The sequence below is a fragment of the Nocardia sp. NPDC049149 genome, from assembly GCF_043197455.1.
GTDB lineage: Bacteria > Actinomycetota > Actinomycetes > Mycobacteriales > Mycobacteriaceae > Nocardia.
On record NZ_JBICTD010000001.1, the window covers coordinates 1,205,098 to 1,224,712 of the forward strand.

Sequence of the window (19,615 nt, forward strand, 5' to 3'; positions counted from 1 at the left end):
ATGGTGGCATCGAGCTACCTGGCCGCGCACGCACCACGCACGTTGGTCCGCGTCCGGAGCCGCCGGTAATCCATCGCCGGTTGGCGTTCGGACCCGGTGCGCGGCAACGCCGCCCGCGAAATCACCGCCCGAGCGCGGCCTGCACGCGATCGGCCGCGGCAACGGCATCCTCGTGTTCCCACACCCGAATCACCTGCCACCCGGCCTCGATCAGCGCCGCGTCCGTCGCGCGATCCCGCGCCACATTGCCCGCCAGCTTGGCGGCCCACCACTCTGCGTTGTTGCGCGGATCGGTCGCATGCTGCGGGCACCGATGCCAGAAGCATCCGTCGACGTAGACCGCGACCCGGCGCCGGGGAAACACCAGATCGGCCCGCCGCCGTTGCCCGCGCAGCGGCGCCCGATCGACGAAGTACCTGACCCCGCGCCGATGCAGCTCCCGCCGCAACGCCAGTTCGGGTTTCGTCCCGGCCCGCCGTTGCCGCGACATCCGCGCGCTGGTCGCCGCATCGGTGGGCGGCCCTGCACTCATGCCGCCCAGCCGCCCATCCGATGGAGATGACTCTCCACGTCGTCGAGGAATCCCGCCGGAAACCGCAAGCTGCCCATGCCGGTTCGCCGGAGGAACCCGGCGGTCGCCCGCGCCGAGAGCAGCCGCGAATCGGTGAGGAAGTTCCGCAGATCCTCGTACGGCTCGTGCACCGGCCAGGTCGACACGGGCACCCGATAGGCGACCCCGTCCCGGCCCCACGCGGCCACCGGCCACGGCGTGCCGGGCGGCAACGGCTGGTCGCCGGGAATCGGGTCGAGCGGCGCGGCCAGCCGGGAACCCACCCAGTCGGCCATCCGCACGCTCACCGCGTTGCCGACCAGCTTCCAACGATGCCCCTGCCGGACGCCGGGCACCTCGGTCGCCGGGGCGGTCCACCCCGCGTCGAACCCTTGCAGCCGTTCCACATCCACCAGCCCCGGCGTGACGATCTCACCGGACGGCAGCCGCACGGCGGGCGGACTCGCGATGCCGAGCGCCGACCCGCCTTTCAACGTCGGCACCGCGTTCACGGCCCAGCCGAGCCCACGCACGCCCTCGGTCCAATAGAACCCGCACGGATCGTTGTCGGCGTCACCGACGATCCGCGGCCCGGCGTCCTCGCCGAACAACACCCCGCGCGGGTCCTCGGTCCGCGAAGCCAGCATCAGCACCCGCTGACGCCGCTGTGGCAGCCCGAACGCCCGCGCGTCCACCACCCGATAAGCCCAGGTGTACCCGAGCTCCTCCAGGGCGCTGGTGATGTGCCGCATCGCCGCGCCGCGACCGAGCTGCAGCATGAACGGCACATTCTCGATCAACAGCCAGCGCGGCCCGCGCTTGCGCCGCACCAGCCGGAACACCTCGTCCACCAGGCCGGACCTGGTCCCGGTGATGCCCGCGGTGCGCCCAGCCTGCGACAGGTCCTGGCAGGGAAATCCGGCCGCGACCAGCTCGGTGCCCGCCGGTATCGCACGCAGCCTGGTGATGTCGGAATGCAGTGGCACATCAGGGAATTGAGCTGCGAGTACACCTTGGGCGCCCGCATCGATCTCGCAGAGCAGCTCGGTCTCCCAGCCATTGCGGCCGAGGCCGAGTTCGAGCCCGCCGATCCCGGCGAACAGCCCGACCATCCGCGCGCCCGTCACGACCGTCCCTTTCCTCGCGTCCTCGGTCGAGACGCCGCCGACGTCGCCTCGTGCCCGGTGAGCAGGGTACTCGAGTTGGTTGGCGCCGTCCGCGAACTACGCCATGACCGTGCACCTGGTACCGTCCGCGTGTCAGCGAAGTGATCGGTGCGCTGCCCCTCGATAATGGTTATCGGCCGATCGCGGGTGCTGCCCTGATGACCGGTTGGCAGCTGATCTGCCTGCGCTCCAGCGAGCCCGACGCGGCCGCCGACGCAGCGGCGTCGGCACCCGTGGCCGCCCGCGGCACGTCGCATGTGAAATGCCCATGCTCGACAAGGTTTTCGGCTTCACCAGTGTTTCCAGCTCGGCAAGTTTCCAGAGCGAGGCTAGGGAAGTGAGCGAAAATGCAGGTACCTTCCAAAACCAGGAGCTTTCCCAACGTTGTCGTCACCAGCCTGGCGGCGACCACGTCGATCGCCGGTGACATCGACTCGACGTGGAAAGGCCTGCTCAACGGGGAGAGCGGCATCGACGTGCTCGAGGACAGTTTCGTCGAGCAGTTCGAATTACCGGTGCGCATCGGCGGGCACCTCAAGGTCCCGCCTGCCGAGAGCCTGACCAGGTCCGAGATCCGCACGATGTCCTACGTCGAGCAGATGGCCACGGTGCTGAGCCGCGAGGTGTGGCGCAACGCGGGCAGCCCCGAGGTGGACAAGGACCGGCTCGGTGTCGCCATCGGCACCGGACTCGGCGGCGGCGAGTACCTGATCGACGCCCGCGATCGCCTGAAAAACGGTGGCTACCGCAAGATTTCACCGCTCACCGTGCAGCGCGTGATGCCGAACGGCTCGGCCGCCTGCGTCGGTCTCGAGCTCGGTGCGCGCGCTGGCGTCGTCACGCCGGTCTCGGCCTGCTCGTCGGGTTCGGAGGCGATCGCCAACGCGTGGCAGATGATCGTCATGGGCGACGCCGACATGGTCGTCACCGGCGGCGTGGAAGGTTCCATTCAGGCGGTGCCGATCGCGGCGTTCACCATGATGCGGGCCATGAGCACCCGCAACGACGACCCGAAGAGCGCCTCGCGGCCGTTCGACAAGGACCGCGACGGCTTCGTGTTCGGCGAGGCGGGCGCGATGATGATCATCGAGACCGAGGAGCACGCGAAGGCGCGCGGCGCGACCATTCACGCGCGAATCATGGGCGCTGGCATCACCTCCGACGCGTTCCACCTGGTCGCGCCCGATCTCGAGGGCAAGGGCGCGGCACGCGCGATGACGCGGGCGATCCAGAAGGCCGGGCTGAGCAAGCAGGACGTCACGCACGTCAACGCGCACGCGACCGCGACCCCGATCGGCGATACCGCTGAGGCGCTGGCGATTTCGTCGGCGGTCGGCAAACACGCCTCGGTCTACGCACCCAAGTCGGCGCTCGGACATTCGATCGGCGCGGTCGGCGCGCTGGAGTCGGTGATCACCGTGCTCGCCATTCGTGACGGCATCGTCCCGCCGACGCTGAATCTGGACAATCAGGACCCGGAAATCGACCTGGACGTGGTCAAAGGGCAAAGCCGGTCGGGCCGGATCGATTACGCCGTGAACAACTCGTTCGGTTTCGGCGGACACAACGTGGCGATTGCCTTCGGGCGGTACTGAACGACGGAAGGCGGCGCACCTGCTAGCCTTCCCGACGCTTCGTTATCGACCTGTGTTCGGTGTAACTGCACGGCCTGAGTGCGTGCGTTGGCAAAAGGATAAGGCGATGATCGACGAGACCTTCGACGACTATTTGGATGATCAGGGCAATATCAAGATCCGCGGTGACAAGACTCTGATCGACTTCGTCGACAAGCACAGCGCGGAGAACGGCGACGACCTCGCCTATCGCTACATCGACTATTCGCGGGAACGTGATGGTGAGTATCAAGACCTGACCTGGCGCGAGTTCGGCGTCCGGCTGCGTGCGGTCGCGGCCAGGTTGCAGCAGGTGACGCGGCCCGGCGACCGGGTGGCCATCCTGGCGCCGCAGGGGCTGGACTATGTCGTGTCCATCTTCGCCGCGGTGTACGCGGGCAATATCGCGGTCCCGCTGTTCGACCCGGAAGAGCAGGGGCACACCGACCGGCTCACCGCGGTGCTGAGTGACTGCAACCCGGCGGCCATTCTCACCGTCAGCTCGGCGGCGGTCGGGGTGCGGAACTTCTTCCGGCATCTGCCCGCGACGCAGCGCCCGCGAATTATTGCGGTGGAAGCGATTCCGGACAGCGTCGGTTCGGCGTGGGTGCGGCCGGATATCAATATCGACAGCGTCGCCTATCTGCAATACACCTCGGGGTCGACGAGAACGCCTGCGGGCGTTGAGATCACGCACCGCGCGGTCGGCACCAATCTGCTGCAGATGATCGATGCCATTGGCGTGACCGAGAATTCGCGCGGTGTCACCTGGCTGCCGCTGTTCCACGACATGGGTCTGCTGTGCGTGATTCTGCCGACCGTCGGCGGCGGATTCATCACCATCATGTCGCCGAGCGCGTTCGTCCGTCGCCCGTACCGGTGGATCAAGGAGCTGGCCGCCGCTTCCGATGGCGCGGGAACCTTCGCCGCGGCACCGAATTTCGCGTTCGAGCATGCCGCGGCGCGCGGCAAGCCGAAGCCGGGCGAAGAGCTGGACCTGTCGAATGTGATCGGTCTGATCAACGGCAGCGAGCCGGTGTCGGTGTCGTCGATGAAGAAGTTCAACGAGGCGTTCGCGCCGTACGGACTGCCGAAGACGACGATCAAGCCGTGCTACGGCATGGCCGAGGCGACGCTGTTCGTGTCCGCGACCAAGGCCGAGGACGAGGCGCGGGTGGTGTATGTCGATCGCGCCGAACTGAATTCGGGCCGGATGGTCGAGGTCGAGCAGGGCACCGACAACGCGATCGCCCAGGTCTCCTGTGGCTACGTCGCGTTGTCGCAGTGGGCGACGATCGTCGATCCGGAGACCGGGGTCGAGCGCGCGGACGGCGAGGTCGGCGAGATCTGGCTGCACGGCGAGAACATGGGCATCGGCTACTGGGGTCGCCCGGAGGAGACCAAGGCCACCTTCCAGGCCAAGATCGTCGCCAGGCAGCCGGCAGGCAGCCACGCCGAAGGCACACCCGACGACGCCAACTGGATGCGCACCGGCGACTACGGCGCCTATCTGGACGGCGAGCTGTACATCACCGGCCGGGTGAAGGACCTGGTGATCGTCGACGGCCGTAACCACTACCCGCAAGATCTCGAGTACTCCGCGCAGGAATCGAGCACGGCCTTGCGCCCCGGCTTCGTCGCGGCATTCTCGGTGCCTGCCAACGAACTTCCCGCGCTGGTCTTCGCGAAGGACAGCCACTCGGGCCTGCGGTTCGACGCCGACGACACCTCCGAGCAGCTGGTGATCGTTGCCGAACGCAACACCGGGGCAGGCAAGCTCGAGACCGATCCGGTCGCCGACACCGTCCGCGCTGCGGTATCGCAGCGGCACGGCGTCACCGTGCGCGATGTGCTGCTGGTGCCTGCGGGTTCGATTCCGCGCACCTCCAGCGGCAAGATCGCCAGGCGGGCCTGCCGGGCCGCCTACCTGGACGGCACCCTGCGCGGCGGTTATCAGCAGCAGGCGTTCCCCGACGCGGTCGAGCGGGAAAACGCGTCCGTCTAGCGCAGGATCTCCTGCGCGATCTCGAATTCGCTGACCTCGGCGCCCACGATGTGGGCGCCGAGGTCGTTTGGTCTATGGCGTAGACCCGCCCTTGACCTCGAGAATGCTTCAGGTTGTTGGCTGGTCACATGACACCGGTCGCGCGCTGTGAGAAGACGGTGATATCCAGCACGGATACCACGGTGGGGGTATCAGAGTGGACAGAAAATCGGTTGGCTCAACAGCCTGATACTGCCACCCTGAACTGTCGGACCTTGGTGCGAACATCACCGAGTGTCCCGTCTCTCGACACTGCAATCCACACACCTCGAGGGGGACCTATGTCAGTCGCAGTGGACTTCGCCGCGACCGATCAGGAGGCCGATAGAGCCGAGCGGCCGACGGCGCCTGCGCCGGGCCGCATGGCATCGTTGCGGCGCTTCTGGCCGTACATCCGACCGCATCGGCGGGCGCTGCTCGCCGCTACCGTGCTCGCGGTCCTTTCGTCGCTCACCGCGATCGTCATCCCGCTGATCATCGCGAGGATCATCGACGGACCGATCGCCCGGCGCGACTTCGGCGCGGTGTTCGCGCCGGTGCTGCTGGTGCTCGTGCTCGGCCTGGTCGAGGCCTTCGGCGTGTGGGGGCGCCGCTGGCTGGTCTCGAAGCCCGCCACGATGTTCGAGATCACCATGCGCGCCAAGATCTTCCGCAAGTTACAGACGCTGGCGATCGGGCGCCACGACGCCTGGGAATCCGGACAGCTGCTCTCGCGTGCGGTCGACGACATGGCCACCATGCGCCGCTTCGTCGCGTTCGCAGGCCCGTTCCTGATCATCCACCTCATCCTGATCCCGGTCGGCCTGCTCACGCTGATCGGCTTGAGCTGGCAGATCGGCCTGATCTTCGCGATCATGGCGATCCCGCTCACCTACATCTGCATCCGCTTCGAGCGGGAGTACGCGGTGGCGTCCCGGCGCTCGCAGGACCAGTCCGGCGACCTCGCAACCACCGCGGAGGAGTCGGCGCAGGGCGTGCGGGTGCTCAAGGCGTTCGGTCGCGGACTGTTCTTCGGCGGCCGGTTCACCGCGCAGTCGCGGGAACTGCAGCAGACCGAACTGCTCAAGGTGAAGCTGGACGCGCGGCTGTGGTCGGCGATGACCGGCATGCCGCAGCTCGCCATCGCGTTCGCGCTCGGCTACGGCGGCTACGCCGTGGTCAACGGCTCGATGACGCTCGGCTCGTTGGTGGCCGCCATCACGTTGGCGAACTTCTTGCAGTGGCCGATCATTTGGACCGGCTTCCTGCTCGCCGAGTTGAACGACGCACGCACGGCGGGCGATCGATACTGGGAGATCATCGACACCCCGGTCGACATCACCGACCCGGCCGATCCGGCCGAGCTGCCCGAAGTGATCGTCGGCGAATTGCGCTTGGAGGGAGTGAAGTTCGCCTTCCCCGACGCGAAAGACGAGGTGCTGAAGGATGTCTCGCTCAAGATTCGACCCGGCGAGACGGTGGCCCTCGTCGGTGCGACCGGTAGCGGAAAGACCGCGCTGCTCAACCTGATTCCGCGGCTCTACGACGTGACCGGCGGTGCGATCACCATCGACGGCATCGACATCGCGTCGATGCGGCTGACCGACCTGCGTGCGCTGGTCTCGGTCGCGTTCGAGGAGCCGGTGCTGTTCTCGGCGAGCGTGCGGGAGAACGTCGCGCTCGGCGATCCGGAGGCCGACGACGACGATGTCCGCCGCGCACTCGACGTCGCCCAGGCGACCGAGTTCGTGGACAACCTGCCGTGGGGCCTCGACACCAGGATCGGCGAACAGGGACTGAGCCTGTCCGGCGGCCAGCGGCAGCGGCTCGCGCTGGCCCGCGCCGTCTTGAGCGGGGCGGGGGCGGGCGGGCGCAGCCGGATCATGGTGCTCGACGATCCGCTGTCCGCGCTCGACGTGGAGACCGAGGAGCGGGTGCAGGACCGGCTGCGCACGGTGCTGGCAGGCGCGACGACGCTGCTTGTCGCACACCGTCCTTCGACCGCGGCACTGGCCGACCGAGTCGCGGTGCTTGCCGACGGCCGGATCGTCGCGGAGGGCACGCACGACCAATTGCTGCGTACCAGCAGCCGATATCGAGAACTGATGGGAGGTGAGCAGCAGTGAGCACGGATATTGCCACCACGAAAGACACGGTGACAGCCGAGGGTTCGGCCGAACCGCGCGACGAGGCCGCCGACTGGCGCGGCATCGCCAGCGAGGACAAGGAGATCACCGAGGCCGGAAACCTGGTGCTGGCCGGTCGATCCCGGCGATTGCTGCTCGATCTGGTCCGGCCGTACCGCAAGCTTGCCGCGCTCGCGCTGGTGCTCATCGTGGTCGACAACGCCGCGATGGTCTCGGCGCCGCTGTTCGTCGCGCACGGGCTCGACGCGGGCATCAGCGAAGGGCGCAAAGGCAATTGGTCCCCGCTCACCTGGACGGTGGGCGGGTACCTCGGTGCGGTGCTGCTCGGCATCCTCACCACGTTCCTGTTCCTGCGCGTCTCCGGCAGGCTCAGCCAGAGCGTGCTGTTCGACCTGCGGGTGCGCTCGTTCGCGCACATGCAGCGGCTCAGCGTGGCCTTCCACGAGAAGTACACCTCGGGCAAGGTGGTCGCCCGGCTCACCGGCGACATCGAGACGCTGCAGGAACTGCTGGAGAGCGCGCTGAATCAGGCACTGAGCGCGATCCTTTCGGTGCTCACCATCGCGGTGCTGCTGATCTACCTCGACCTGACGCTGGCCGCGATCGTGCTGATCGGTTTCGTGCCACTGGTATTGGTGACCCGCTGGGCGCAGCGCAGGCAGCGGGCGGGCTACCGGCGCACCCGCGGCGCCATCGCAAAGGTGGTCGTGCAGTTCGTCGAGTCGATGGGCGGCATGCGCGCGGTGCAGACCTTCCGGCGTGAGCAGCGCAACGAGTCGGTGCTCGCCTACGAGGACGACGAGTTCCAACAGGCCACCACCACGGCTATGCGCGGCATGGGCGACTACGCCGGATTGACCAGGCTGCTCGGCAACCTGACCACGGTGGTCATCATCGTGGTCGGCGCATGGCAGGTGATCGAGGGCAACCTCGCGGTCGGTGTGCTCGCGGCATACCTGTTGTACCTCAACGAGTTCTACGGCCCGCTCGACGAGCTCGCCCAGGTGTTCAACTCCTACCAGTCCGCCGCGGCGGCGTTGGAGAAGATCTCCGGCGTGCTCGAGGAGGAGCCCTCGGTCGTCGAACCCGTCGATCCGATCCCGTTGACGAAGGCGAGCGGCGCGATCCTGCTGGACAAGGTGTCGTTCGGCTACGGCCCGGACCGCCAGGTGCTGCCGGAGTTCACCCTCGACATTCCGGCCGGACAGGTGGTCGCGCTGGTCGGCGCGACCGGTGCGGGCAAGTCGACGCTAGCCAAGCTGTTGACGAGGTTCTATGACCCGTCAGACGGTGTGGTCAGCCTCGACGGGACCGATCTGCGGCGGGTGTCCGATGCCGACCTGCGGCGCACTGTCGTGATGGTCACGCAGGAGTCCTACCTGTTCTCCGGGTCGGTGGCCGACAACATCCGGCTCGGCAGGCCGGACGCGGCCGACGAGGAGGTGTTCGCGGCGGCCCGCGCGGTTGGCCTGTACGACTTCGTGCAGGCGCTTCCGGAGGGCTTCGACACCGATGTGCGCAAGCGCGGCGGCAGGCTGTCCGCCGGTCAGCGCCAGCTGGTCGCGTTCGCCAGGGTCTTCCTGGCGGATCCGGCGGTGATCGTGCTGGACGAGGCCACGTCCAGCCTCGACATCCCCGGCGAGCGGCTGGTGCAGCGGGCGCTGGAAACCGTGCTGCGCGACCGCACCGCGGTCATCATCGCGCACCGGCTGTCCACGGTGGCGATCGCGGACCGGGTGCTGGTGCTGGAATCCGGTCGGATCGTGGAGGACGGCGCACCGGCCGACCTGATCGCGGGCACCGGCCGGTTCGCCAGCCTGCACGCGGCATGGCGGGATTCGCTCGTGTGATGCGAGCTGGTGTGGTGCGGCCAACCCCGCGTCGTCGCTTACGGTAGATACGTGACGACTCCAGCCCCCGAGAGCCAGGCCGCTGGCCATGAGACTGCTCCGGCCTCCCGTTGGCCGGCGATTCTCACCTGGCGCGCGCACAACGCGTCACGGATGGAGTCGGTCCGCGTCACGCTCAACGGCAATCGCATCCGCGCCGCCGGTCGCATGATCGGCGGCGCGTGCGATGACCACCCCGCGTTCAGCGCGTCCTACGACCTGGTCACCGACGAGGCGGGCGCCACCAAGCGCCTATCGCTGCGCACCACGACGGCGGCGGGGGAGCGGCACGCCTCCATCGCCAGGGACGAGGAGAACTACTGGCTGGTCGACGCGGGCGGCAGCCACGTCCGTTCCACCTTCGCGGGCGCGCTCGATGTCGACGTGGTGCTCAGCCCGTTCTTCAACACCCTGCCGATCCGGCGCTTCGACCTGCAGCACGCGGTGCACGACGTGCAGGTTCCCGTCGTCTACGTCCGGCTGCCCGACCTGCTTGTCCAGGAAGCGAGCCTGACCTACAGCAGTGCCGCCGACGGAATCAGCGTGCTGTCACCCGTCTCCAGCGCGACCGTCACCGTCGACGCCGACGGTTTCCTCCTCGACTATCCCGGTCTGGCCGAACGCATCTAGCTCTCAGCGGCCAATAGTGGTTGGCCTGCGCCCGCTTTCCTGTTAGTCCAATCGGGTGATAACCCCGCCACGCAGTCCTGCGTCGCGCAAGTTTCGCAACCAATTGTGGTCACCGGGGCGGACGTCGGTGACTTCCCAGCGTTGGGTCGTTTCGTAGCGTTCCCTGGCGTCGTGACCCGCTTCGACAAGGTCGGCGAGGGAATTCTCCGAGCGCAAGCTATCGCGCGCGGCGCCGAGCACCGTCAGCGTTTCTTCGAGCACTTCCAGAAGTGCCGCGGAATTCGGTTCGCAAATGGCACGAACGAGTGCCGGAGCGGTCGCGGCGACGCGGGTGCCGTCGCGGAAAGAACCCGCCGCGAGCCCGAGCGCCAGAGCGCCGCCGGCCGCGCCCGCCGCCGCCAGCGCCTCGGCGAGCACATGCGGCAGATGCGAGATCCTGGCCACCGCACGATCGTGCTCGTCGGCCACCACCGGAACGACCACCGAGCCGCAATCGATGGCCAGCCGCACCACCCTGGTCCACGGGTCGACGTGGGTGCCCTCGTCCACGCCCACCGCCCACACCGCGCCCCGGAAGAGGCCGGAATCGGTGGCGGCCCAGCCGGATTCGGATGTGCCCGCCATCGGATGGCCGCCGACATAGCGCGCCGAGAGGCCTTGGGCGCGCACCGCCGCGGCGACCGGTGCCTTCACACTGACCACGTCGGTCAGCGCGCAGTGCGGTGCGAAGGTGGCGATGGACGAGACCATGTGCTCGACTGCGGGCATCGGCACCGCGATGACGATCAACGCGTCCGCCTCGGCAGCACGCTTCAGCGTGACAGGCAGGTCTTCAGTGACATCGAAGCCGTCCGCCCGCGCGGCGTCTGCGCCTGCTTGCGATCTGTTGTAACCCCAGGCGTCGTAACCGGCCGCGACGGCGGCGCGCAGCAGAGAACCGCCGATCAAACCGGTTCCGAGGACGCAAACGGGAGCTTTCGCGGCAGGAGTCACCCAAACAGATTCGCATACGACTTCAACATTTCCGCTCGCACAGACTACCGTTGCGGCCATGGCAGCACAGCGCTCGGGCACGAATAGGGCGACGTCGGATGATTACGACGACGTAGAAGGGTTCGCAGTGGCGGTTGTCCGCGAAGAGGGCAAATGGCGGTGCAGCCCGTTGACGCAGGCTGCGCTCACCGATTTGTCGGCCGCGGAAACCGAACTGAAGGCTTTGCGCAGCTCGGGCGCTGTTTTCGGCTTGTTGGACGTCGACGACGAGTTCTTCATCGTGTTGCGGCCCGCGCCGAGCGGCACCCGGATGCTGGTTTCCGACGCGACCGCGGCCATCGACTACGACATCGCCGCCGACGTGCTCGACGCCCTGAACGTGGAGATCCCGGACATCGACCCCGACGAGCTCGACGACATCGAGCCGTGGGAAGAGGGCGACCTCGGCGTGCTCGCCGATCTGGGTCTGCCCGAGCCGGTGCTCAGCGTCATCCTCGCCGAGACCGACCTCTACCCGGATGAGCAGCTCGGCATGATCGCCCAGCGCCTCGGCTTCGCCGACGAACTCGCGGCGGTGCTGGACAAGCTCCCGCGCTGACGTGGGTCTTTCGGACACCGACATGGTGCGGGCCGCGATCGCCGCGGCCGCCACCGCCGATCCGCGCGACGTCCCCGTCGGGGCCGTCGTATTCGATTCCACCGGAAGGGAACTCGCGCGCGCCGCGAACGCCCGCGAGGCCCTCGGTGACCCCACCGCACACGCCGAAGTTCTCGCCCTGCGCCGCGCCGCCGCCGTCAACGGCGACGGCTGGCGCCTGGAGGGTGCGACCCTCGCCGTCACCCTCGAGCCGTGCACCATGTGCGCGGGCGCCCTGGTCCTGTCCCGAGTCTCCCGGCTCGTCTTCGGCGCCTGGGAGCCCAAAACCGGCGCGGTAGGTTCCCTCTGGGATGTGGTCCGCGACCGTCGCCTCAACCACCGCCCCGAGGTCCGCGGCGGCATCCTCGAGCCCGACTGCGCCGCCCTCCTCAACACCTTCTTCCACACGCAGCGCTGACCCGCCCCACCGCCGTCACCGCACCTTCCGTGCCCCAGATCACACCCCGGCCACCACCTTCCAGCCGATTTAACGATCAGCCCCCCTTCCGGTATGGTTGTCCGCGGTGGCGTGTCCGAGCGGCCTAAGGAGCACGCCTCGAAAGCGTGTGAGGGGTAACCCCCCTCCGAGGGTTCAAATCCCTCCGCCACCGCCAAAAGCCCCTGACTTGCAGTAGCAGGTCAGGGGCTTTTTCTATGCCGTCGCCGCGTCCGAACCCGCTGGTTTGGGCACGAATTGGGCGCACTTCGTATTCAGCGCTTCAGCCACGGCGTCGAGATCGGTATCGAAAAGATCCGCGTACACCCGCAGGGTTACAGACGGATCGGCGTGGCCGAGCATCCGTGCCAGCGCGAGAACATTGACGCCCACGCTGATCGCGAGACTCGCGCAGGAGTGCCGAAGGTCGTGCGGGGTGATCCGCTGGACCTTGGCCCGCTTGACGGCTCCGGCGAACCATCCACCACTCGACTTCGGGCGAGGTAGGTAGTCGGTTCCGTCGCCGAACACGAGGTCTTCGTGGTCGCGCCCTTTGCACTGCACCGCGACTTCGTCGAGAACGAATTGCGGCACCGGTACAGACCTCTCCTTGCGGCTCTTGGTCTGGCCAACCGCGTGATCAACGCCGAGCTGCACAGCATTGTCGGCAACCGACAGCCGACGCCGGAGAAACTGAACGTCGCGTACCCGCAACGCTACGGCCTCGCCTCATCGAATGCCCGTGTAGGCCAAGGTAAGTACGAGTACCCGATGCTGCTTGGCCTCACCCGCGAGCCGGGCTACGTCCTGCGCTGTGAGGTACACGCGCCGCTTGCTCGTCTTCCTTATCGCTGCGGGTCACGATCAACGAACCGTTCACCTCCGGCAAGGGCGGCTCCGCCTGGCTGACCGTGAACAAGGACCGCCATGGTGGACTACGTCGGCACTGTCCCGCGGAAGGCAAAGAGCCTTCGGCGGGTCTGTTCTGCCTGACCCCGAGCCCGCTCGGTGATGGAATCCTTGAGCCGGTCATCCGGGCACCACAACCCGGCGATAAACCACCAAAGACGTTCGGTATCAACGGAAAAGACGTCAACAGCCTCGTCGCGGATATCGCCGCGATCGACTCCCTCGACCCACCTCCGACCTCCAAGGAGGACGTGAAAGACCGCCTGCGGTGGGGCAGCGGCCGCGCCCATGCCGCGCTGAAAACGTGGCGCGATCAACGGAGTGAATCGTGACCGAGATAGGGGGTATCAATCGCATCGATCCTTGCCTGGACCACAACCTGGTGGTGTTCGCTTCCCGCGCTCAACTGGAGGCGCATGGGGGTGTCGATGCGGGCATCGGACGTGACCCACTGCATACTGTGGGTGTGCCGAACGTCCGCGCTGTCAGCCTCCTCGTCGGGGGCGCGGCGTGCTCGGCACTCTTCGCGTCTTTGGCAGGGCTGCGGGCGATGCCGACGCCATTTCAGGTCGAATGCCTGATGCTGTCAATACTGCTTAGCGGGACGATGGCGTGGTTGACCATGCCCGATACGGCCCTCGGAGCCCTCGGGACTTCAAAAAAAACGCCTGAAATCGAGTGAGCTTCCTAACACTGAAACTTGACATGGAACGGGATTCTTTCTGTGGCCTGCACCTTTAGGAAGCAGGTCATCCAGCAAGGGGGTGCGTAGATGGCCGCCCCCACCCCCGGCCCGGCCGCGCTGCGGCTGCTGACCGGCTGCGCTGAGAGCCGCGACAGCGGCGGACGAGTCGTCACGCCCCCGCCGGCCTTTCGCCGGATTCCGCCGAAGCCACCGACCTGGCTCAGCCGCGAGGCTGCGGCTGAGTGGCGGCGCGTGGTGCCCGGCCTGCCTCGTATGGACCTGTTCAAAGAGGAGGACCGCGCCGCGCTGGTTTCGTACTGGAGGACACGGACGACCCACGTTGCGTCATAGCCATGGCTCGCCGAACCACTACTCAGCGCGGCTCGGCTGGCGCCACCAGCAACAGCGTGCCCGGCCGCTCGCCCGACACCGCGACGGCGAAACCTGTTGGTGGTGTTGTGAACCGATGTATCGAGACCAGACACGCAATGTCGACGGCGAAGTGCTCGCCGCGGATCACAGCCGAGCCCGCGCACGTGGCGGCACCGAGGCCGATCGACTGCTACACGCGGTGTGCAACAAGGCTCGAGGAGACGGGAGTCGCGACCACCTGCGGCCCGCACTGTCACGCGCCAAGGGCGGACCCGCCGGTAACGTGCTCGCTTGGGGGAAACTGAGCCCCTGACATGACCTGCGCGGTTACGGTGGGCGGTAGGGCGATAAGAGGAGACCGTGGTGGGTGGTGAACAGCAGATCGCGCTGACCCGAGAGACTGTCGCACGTGTCACGGGCCTGTCAGCGAAACAGCTCGATTACTGGGCCGAGACTGCCTTGATTACCCCGGCAGTCGACGAATCATTGTCCCCGCGCAATCGGGTACGTTTGTATGGATTCAGTGAAGCGCTCGCCCTTTCTGTGGTAGCTGAGCTGCGTAAACACCGTGGGGTGAGCCTGCAACACATTCGGCAGATCGTTGGCCGTCTCAAGACTCGTGGTTATCAGCAACCCCTGACCGAACTGGCATTTGCCACCGTCGGTAACAAGGTGTTCTTCCAGCATCCTGACGGCACTTGGGAAGGCAGCCTGCACCCGGATCAGATCGTGATACACCAGGTGCTCAGTCTAGCCCCGTTGCGTGAGCGCATCATGCGTTCGACAAGCCGTGACGCCGATCAGCACGGACACATTGAGAAGCGCCGGAAGGTTCTCGGCAGCAAACCCGTGTTCGCCGGAACCAGAATTCCCGTCGATACCGTGCGTCGATACCTCGCGGCGGGCAAGACCACAGCGGAAGTACTTGCCGCTTACCCGGATCTAACTGAAGACGACATCGAGGCGGTCCGACGGGAGACGGCGGCCTGACATTGCGGTTCGTTCTCGATCATGATGTCGATGTCGCAGTCGGTGCATACCTTCGGAAACTGCGGCACGAGGCATGGTCGGTTGGGAGCGCGGGATTGGCGAAGGCAGTAGATGACGACCTGACCGTCTACGCGACGAATCAAAAAGCTGTGCTGATCACTCACGATGCGGAATTCTCGAAGCGTCGAAACAAGCACGTCGTCGGCCGACATATCTGGCTTAGCTGTGACGAATGGCGAGCCGTCGAACTGCTCACCCAGGACCTTGATCAGATCCTGCCAGCTCTGGAGCGCAAGACCGATCTCTTCGTGAGGTTGTCGTTCGGTATGGATCCGATCCTCACATTCGGCTAGACCTGCCGGGTGCGGGGAACCGCGCAGTGGAAAAAGTCAACACCCCAGGCACCTGACTCGCGGTGGCAGTCAGGAACTTTCTCTCTCCCCGCCGACCACGTCCTGGGTCTTGAGCACCTTGGCTGCGATCTCCATCAACTTTTGGGCTCTCGGGAGCAGCTCGTTGTGAATCGCGGTGGCCTGGGCAACGTATGCCTCGAATACCTGCGGTTCTTCGTGACGTTCCCGCGCTTCTTCTACGCAACGGCCGTACTCACCGCACAGTGGACCCAATGGTGCGAGTTGGTCAACGAGTTCGGGAGCGTCGACAAAAAGGTCGCCGCGGCGGAGTGCTCTCTTGAGCGCGTTAGGTCGCTCGCTCGCGAAGATCAGCTCGCGGTTGAAACGGTCGAGTCTCTCCCAGTACTGATCGCCGGATTTGGTCTCGCACTCGGCCAGCATCCGGGCAGCGTGGAAGAAGTGCTCATTGCCCTTTAGCTCGACGATCGTGTCGGCAATGACAGCGATCGGCTCACGCTGTTCGACTCGGTGCTGTAGTTCGAATTGCTTGACCAGTACGGAGTGCATGTTGCGGCGGCCGATCAGAGCACCGAGAACACCACCAGCCAGCGTGAATCCGCCGGTCAGGAGGGCTGCCCATGGCATCGACGGCATCGACGACCAATCGAAGTGTTCCGCCTTCGATATCAGCGTCAGCCATAGCCAGCACATGCCCGGCATAGAGGCGATTCTGCCACCAGCACCATTTCAGCAACCAGGTTTCGGCTAACAGATTGAACACGCTTTACCGGGCTGGACGACAAGGAGCCCGGCATGTCTCCGACACGACCTAAAGCGTGGCCCAGCGGGGAATCTGGTCGGGATTTAGACCCCGCAGATCGAGCTACGGCCTTGCACCGCAGTCTATTCCGGAGCCGGTGAGAGCGCGATCGGTTACGCTGAGGCCGCGAAGCGGCGCCCGCCGTGGCAGGACGACGTTATCCGTTCGGGGATGGCCAAGGACGCCGAGGGGAAGTGGGCCGCGTTCGAGGTCGGCGCGCTGGGCGGTAGCCCCTCCCCTGGGTCGGAGCGCTGGCGGTTGGCATAGAGCGTGCCAATTCGTACGGGTTCCGAAGTTTTCTGTCAGGGAGAGAGAAACCTCCTGACAGCCGCAGGCGAGTCGGGGGTGGGGTATCAATTTCAGGGCGGCTCTCCGGTGCCCGCGTCGGTGTAGCGCTACCGTCGACCTTGTGAGCCGTACTCAGTGGACGATCCACGGTGAGAACGTCGTGGACGAGAACCGACACATCAAGCTCTCGACCGTCGATATCGAGTTGCCCGACGGAGTGAAGTTCACTCAGTACGTCGTACGGATGCCCCGCTGCGCAATGACGTTGGTACTCAACGACAAACGCGAAGCCCTGCTGATGTACCGACACCGATTCATCATCGACCGGTGGGTGTGGGAGCTTCCCGGTGGCTACGTCGACCATGCCGAGGACGTCGCAGTCGCAGCGGCGCGCGAGGTTGAGGAAGAAACTGGGTGGCGGCCGAATTCCATGGAACACCTGGTCACCTACCAGCCCTCGATTGGCACTCTGGACCAGCCGCAAGAGATCTACCTCGCACGAGGTGCGGACCTGACTGATACGCCGCCGGACATCAACGAAGCCGAAGACATCCGCTGGATTCCATTAGGGGAAGCAGTCGAGATGGTCGATCGGGGTGAAATCGTAGGCGCTGCAACGGTTGTCGCGCTATATCGGGCGCTCAGTCTGCCCGCGTAGTGATGGTGAATACCTGCCGTCGGAAGTGGTCGACGTCGGGCAGATCGATGTGTGCCGCGAGGCGGTGGCGTACGTCGCGAAGGTAGGCGTGGGTCCGGTGAGACTCCAGTCCGCCCACGATGTCGAGTGCTTCGGTTCCGATGCGTGCTGCCTCGTGGGGATCTTCGTCGGCGAGGGCCGACGCCAATAGGCACAGGTTGAATGCGCGCCCGCGAAGGTAGCCGTCGGTCATGTTCAGTGATTGCTCGGCGAACTGCGCTGCCCTCGCGTAGTCGCCCAAGTCGCGGAAGCAGTGGGCCGTCTTGGCCGACAGATATGCGCTGTCGAAGTAGTCGAGCCAGGCCGGGTGTGACGAGTCGGCTCGGCTGTATGCCCGTTCGGCAGCGTTGAGGGAAGCGGCGCACGATGCGCTATCAGCGCGGGCTGCGTGGCCATGAGCTTCGACCATGTGGCAGCCGGACTCCAGGGCCGCCAATCCTGCACCGCGAGCGGCGATTTGCGCTGCGCGTGCGAGATCGATGGCGTCGCCTGGACGACCAACGTAGGTGGCCTGGTGGCTCATCGCGGCAAGAATTTTGCACCTAGCCCTACGTCCCCCGCTGCTCGGGACATCCGAAGGGCTTGGATCAGGTACCGCTGCGCGAGACCGTGTTCTTCGAGGTCGTAGGCTGCCCATCCCGCGAGTTTCGTCAGCTCGGCGGTCGTCGCGAACAGCTGACGTCCGACCGGTTCGTTGTAGCTGCCGTGCAGGAGCGGTGCGACCGAGCTGTGCAGGTAGTGGACGATCGTCGAGCGGACCTTGCCGCCGCCAACGCGGTTGTCCAGATCGCGGAATGCCTTGGTCATCGTGCGTACCGCGTCGACGTCGGTTTGCCCGACACGGCGGAATCCAGCGGAGACAGGGTGCTCGGGGCCGGGAAGGGTGAGCCACCGCATCGAAGCAGCTGGGTACACCGCTACCGCGTACGAGGCTCCCATCAGGAACCGCCTGCGCTCCACATCACTCCTCCACAACGCGGTCGCAGCGGCTGTCGCCTCTGCGATGCTCAACGAGAACTCCAACCCGAGATCGGCCGGGGTTTGCCCACCCGGCATCCCACAGTCCGACGGAACTATCCGTCGGCCAAGAACTTCCGTCAGAACCTCGGCGATCAGTTCCGGCCCAGGTGAGTTCGGTTGCTCGCCCGCGAGCCATCTGCTGACCGCGGTGTGGTCGTAGCGAAGTTCGACACCGACCGCACGCCCGCGTTCAACTACCCGGCGGGCGAGACCTTTTCGGCTGAGCTTGGGCTGGGTTTCCTCCAGCAGCTCGACTAATTGCCTGTTCGGCTGTTTGGGCTGGCGTCCCATAACCAGGAGTGTGCACCCGTATCGCTGCCGACGCCATGATCGGTCAGCCGCGCACACCCCCTGTGCACACACTTGCCTGCTGCGCACGCCTTCCGCGCCGCATCGGATCAGCGGTCCCCTTAGATCGACACCCGACGCCGGGGCGATGCCGTTGTCCTCATTGGCACACCGACCCGCAGTGAGCCGCCCGTCGGTGGCGAAAGCCCTCGGCGTCGGGTGCCACCAACGACATTGAACCGGCAGGGGTGAAGCGGTGGGGTTCAACTAGTGGCGGGAATCTGAGATGGATGGCCCGTCGGTGCAAGAGATCGTGGACCGCGTGCAGGCCGAGTGGAGAGCCGAGCGCCACCGTCGGGCTAGTGGCTGTCCGCACGAGGCTCCCGATCATCCGCTCACCGTGGCCGAAGCTCACCTGATTATGCAGCAACTGCTCGGGTGCCGTGCCGAGGAATGTCTGCGCAAAGCGGCAGCACGGCAAGCGTTGATCGATGCGGGGCGAATGGTTCCCGACCCGTCGCGGGGATACCGATGATCTTCGTCAACAGCGTCCGCGCAGCGCGGGCGGCACAAAGGTAGTAGTCCAGATTGGGGAAATCCATTGCAGCACAAGATATTTCTATGCATCATGTTCGTAACCATCTTCACGGCCGTCGTGATCACTGGCGCACAGCCGGTCGGCGCTGCGCCGAATCCAGTACGCGCGGCGAAGGCGTGCGATTTCCGGACCGCCTTCAGCAAGCCGACCCTGCTGCACCCGGTCATCTCCGCCGACGTGGCAGCGAAATGCGAAGTGCCCCCGGAAAGTCACACGTTGGAGCTGAGTTTGGATCATGTCAGCGGTGGCCGCTGGGTACGCTGGGCACTCACCGTTGATTCCGGGATTCCCTATCCCGACGAACGCAGGTATCAGGTGAGCGCAGAGTGCGAGACCGGTGATTGGCGGACCACCGTCCGTGTCTATGGCTCGCTGCAAGGTCGCCCGTTCGACTTCACTGAGAACGGGGACACCCGGGTTGCGTCCAATAGCGTGGTGTAGCAGCTGTCGCTCGGCCGATGAGGTCGAATCTCGGACGTGAGGGTGGCCATCGCGTGATCCTTCAAGAGAC

General features: G+C 66.1%; 19 protein-coding genes, 1 tRNA gene and 1 pseudogene. 14 read left to right on the plus strand and 7 right to left on the minus strand.

What is annotated here, in order from left to right:
• Positions 1-121: 121 nt before the first annotated feature.
• Both ACGFNJ_RS05595 and ACGFNJ_RS05600 read right to left on the minus strand, forming a co-directional pair.
• A complete protein-coding gene (locus ACGFNJ_RS05595; protein WP_069162075.1) occupies positions 122-532 on the minus strand; it encodes a very short patch repair endonuclease in 411 nt (136 codons plus the stop codon).
• Positions 529-1,662, minus strand: coding sequence for a DNA cytosine methyltransferase (locus tag ACGFNJ_RS05600; protein WP_393443790.1), 1,134 nt, complete (start codon positions 1,660-1,662; stop codon positions 529-531). The genes ACGFNJ_RS05595 and ACGFNJ_RS05600 overlap by 4 nt, the downstream gene beginning before the upstream one ends.
• A 401-nt stretch (positions 1,663-2,063) precedes the next feature.
• On the opposite strand from ACGFNJ_RS05600, the gene ACGFNJ_RS05605 reads away from it, so the two are divergent.
• From ACGFNJ_RS05605 to ACGFNJ_RS05625, 5 genes are all read left to right on the plus strand, one after another.
• Positions 2,064-3,311: a KasA/KasB family beta-ketoacyl-ACP synthase gene (locus ACGFNJ_RS05605; RefSeq protein ID WP_393443632.1), complete on the plus strand. Its 1,248-nt coding sequence runs from the start codon at positions 2,064-2,066 to the stop codon at positions 3,309-3,311.
• 106 nt (positions 3,312-3,417) lie between these two features.
• Entirely contained in the window at positions 3,418-5,334 is a 1,917-nt protein-coding gene (fadD32, locus tag ACGFNJ_RS05610; RefSeq protein ID WP_393443634.1) for a long-chain-fatty-acid--AMP ligase FadD32, read from the plus strand.
• Positions 5,335-5,654: 320 nt separating this feature from the next.
• Positions 5,655-7,478 (plus strand): ABC transporter ATP-binding protein, encoded by a 1,824-nt coding sequence (locus tag ACGFNJ_RS05615; protein WP_393443636.1) that lies wholly within the window; start codon positions 5,655-5,657, stop codon positions 7,476-7,478.
• Positions 7,475-9,349 (plus strand): ABC transporter ATP-binding protein, encoded by a 1,875-nt coding sequence (locus ACGFNJ_RS05620; RefSeq protein WP_393443638.1) that lies wholly within the window; start codon positions 7,475-7,477, stop codon positions 9,347-9,349. Before ACGFNJ_RS05615 ends, ACGFNJ_RS05620 begins: the two co-directional genes overlap by 4 nt.
• A 51-nt stretch (positions 9,350-9,400) precedes the next feature.
• Positions 9,401-10,018 (plus strand): putative glycolipid-binding domain-containing protein, encoded by a 618-nt coding sequence (locus tag ACGFNJ_RS05625; protein WP_393443640.1) that lies wholly within the window; start codon positions 9,401-9,403, stop codon positions 10,016-10,018.
• Positions 10,019-10,060: 42 nt separating this feature from the next.
• Here ACGFNJ_RS05625 and ACGFNJ_RS05630 read toward each other — a convergent pair whose 3' ends face one another.
• Positions 10,061-11,071, minus strand: a complete 1,011-nt coding sequence (locus ACGFNJ_RS05630; protein WP_393443642.1) for a prephenate dehydrogenase — start codon at positions 11,069-11,071, stop codon at positions 10,061-10,063.
• On the opposite strand from ACGFNJ_RS05630, the gene ACGFNJ_RS05635 reads away from it, so the two are divergent.
• From ACGFNJ_RS05635 to ACGFNJ_RS05645, 3 genes are all read left to right on the plus strand, one after another.
• Positions 11,070-11,609 (plus strand): tRNA adenosine deaminase-associated protein, encoded by a 540-nt coding sequence (locus ACGFNJ_RS05635; protein ID WP_069162082.1) that lies wholly within the window; start codon positions 11,070-11,072, stop codon positions 11,607-11,609. The two genes, ACGFNJ_RS05630 and ACGFNJ_RS05635, sit on opposite strands and share 2 nt — an antisense overlap.
• Before the next feature lie 22 nt (positions 11,610-11,631).
• The gene (locus ACGFNJ_RS05640) at positions 11,632-12,066 is read left to right on the plus strand and encodes a nucleoside deaminase (protein ID WP_393443792.1); all 435 of its coding nucleotides are present in this window, start codon (positions 11,632-11,634) and stop codon (positions 12,064-12,066) included.
• Positions 12,067-12,171: 105 nt separating this feature from the next.
• Positions 12,172-12,262, plus strand: a tRNA-Ser gene (locus tag ACGFNJ_RS05645).
• A gap of 38 nt (positions 12,263-12,300) precedes the next feature.
• On the opposite strand, the pseudogene ACGFNJ_RS05650 reads toward ACGFNJ_RS05645, so the two are convergent.
• Positions 12,301-12,930: pseudogene (locus tag ACGFNJ_RS05650) on the minus strand (tyrosine-type recombinase/integrase); the annotation flags it as partial.
• Positions 12,931-12,995: 65 nt separating this feature from the next.
• Between ACGFNJ_RS05650 and ACGFNJ_RS05655 the strand changes: the two are divergent.
• The 4 genes from ACGFNJ_RS05655 (at position 12,996) to ACGFNJ_RS05670 (ending at position 15,393) form a co-directional block, all read left to right on the plus strand.
• The gene (locus ACGFNJ_RS05655; RefSeq protein ID WP_393443644.1) at positions 12,996-13,325 is read left to right on the plus strand and encodes a hypothetical protein; all 330 of its coding nucleotides are present in this window, start codon (positions 12,996-12,998) and stop codon (positions 13,323-13,325) included.
• Positions 13,322-13,675, plus strand: a complete 354-nt coding sequence (locus ACGFNJ_RS05660; protein WP_393443646.1) for a hypothetical protein — start codon at positions 13,322-13,324, stop codon at positions 13,673-13,675. Before ACGFNJ_RS05655 ends, ACGFNJ_RS05660 begins: the two co-directional genes overlap by 4 nt.
• Before the next feature lie 738 nt (positions 13,676-14,413).
• The gene (locus ACGFNJ_RS05665; RefSeq protein ID WP_393443648.1) at positions 14,414-15,040 is read left to right on the plus strand and encodes a DUF433 domain-containing protein; all 627 of its coding nucleotides are present in this window, start codon (positions 14,414-14,416) and stop codon (positions 15,038-15,040) included.
• A 2-nt stretch (positions 15,041-15,042) separates the two neighbouring features.
• Entirely contained in the window at positions 15,043-15,393 is a 351-nt protein-coding gene (locus ACGFNJ_RS05670; protein WP_393443650.1) for a DUF5615 family PIN-like protein, read from the plus strand.
• Between the two features lie 69 nt (positions 15,394-15,462).
• Here ACGFNJ_RS05670 and ACGFNJ_RS05675 read toward each other — a convergent pair whose 3' ends face one another.
• Positions 15,463-16,113, minus strand: coding sequence for a hypothetical protein (locus tag ACGFNJ_RS05675; protein ID WP_393443652.1), 651 nt, complete (start codon positions 16,111-16,113; stop codon positions 15,463-15,465).
• Positions 16,114-16,622: 509 nt separating this feature from the next.
• Here ACGFNJ_RS05675 and ACGFNJ_RS05680 point away from each other — a divergent pair.
• Entirely contained in the window at positions 16,623-17,159 is a 537-nt protein-coding gene (locus tag ACGFNJ_RS05680) for an NUDIX hydrolase (RefSeq protein ID WP_393443654.1), read from the plus strand.
• On the opposite strand, the gene ACGFNJ_RS05685 is transcribed toward ACGFNJ_RS05680, so the two are convergent.
• Both ACGFNJ_RS05685 and ACGFNJ_RS05690 read right to left on the minus strand, forming a co-directional pair.
• Complete coding sequence (locus ACGFNJ_RS05685; protein ID WP_393443656.1) at positions 17,143-17,721, minus strand: hypothetical protein; 579 nt, start codon at positions 17,719-17,721, stop codon at positions 17,143-17,145. The genes ACGFNJ_RS05680 and ACGFNJ_RS05685 overlap by 17 nt on opposite strands.
• The gene (locus ACGFNJ_RS05690) at positions 17,718-18,509 is read right to left on the minus strand and encodes a hypothetical protein (protein ID WP_393443658.1); all 792 of its coding nucleotides are present in this window, start codon (positions 18,507-18,509) and stop codon (positions 17,718-17,720) included. The genes ACGFNJ_RS05685 and ACGFNJ_RS05690 overlap by 4 nt, the downstream gene beginning before the upstream one ends.
• A 625-nt stretch (positions 18,510-19,134) precedes the next feature.
• On the opposite strand from ACGFNJ_RS05690, the gene ACGFNJ_RS05695 reads away from it, so the two are divergent.
• On the plus strand, positions 19,135-19,545 hold the full coding sequence (locus ACGFNJ_RS05695; protein ID WP_393443660.1) for a hypothetical protein: 411 nt from the start codon (positions 19,135-19,137) through the stop codon (positions 19,543-19,545).
• Positions 19,546-19,615 lie beyond the last annotated feature (70 nt).